Origin of the sequence: Verminephrobacter aporrectodeae subsp. tuberculatae At4 (genome assembly GCF_000193225.1) — a bacterium.
GTDB lineage: Bacteria > Pseudomonadota > Gammaproteobacteria > Burkholderiales > Burkholderiaceae_C > Acidovorax > Acidovorax aporrectodeae.
Genome location: NZ_AFAL01000591.1, coordinates 1 through 273 on the forward strand (window position 1 = coordinate 1; position 273 = coordinate 273).

General features: G+C 66.7%; 1 protein-coding gene. It reads right to left on the minus strand.

Annotated features, from left to right (window positions below; genetic code table 11):
* Positions 1-273: Ig-like domain-containing protein (locus tag VTU_RS33790; protein WP_010107005.1), on the minus strand; the 273-nt coding region annotated here is incomplete at both ends.

Here is a 273-nt window from a genome sequence, read left to right on the forward strand (position 1 = left end):
CCCGTTGAGTTGTACCGGGAGAAGCTGAGGTCGTTGAGAACACTGCGCCCCGGAGCCGTCAGCGTGACCGTCCAGGTGGTGCCGCCGTCGGTGCTGCGCAGGTTGGACAGCGTCGCGGAACCGCCCACGCGCAGGTCGTCGGTGGTAAAGCTGTCGGTCGCAATGGCTTCGGCGAAGCGGATGGTGACGGTGGTGCTCTCGCCAATGCTCAGTTTGTCGTCGGCGATCGTGATCGGGTTGGTCGCTGCGAGCGTGGGGAGCCGGGTGCCTCCC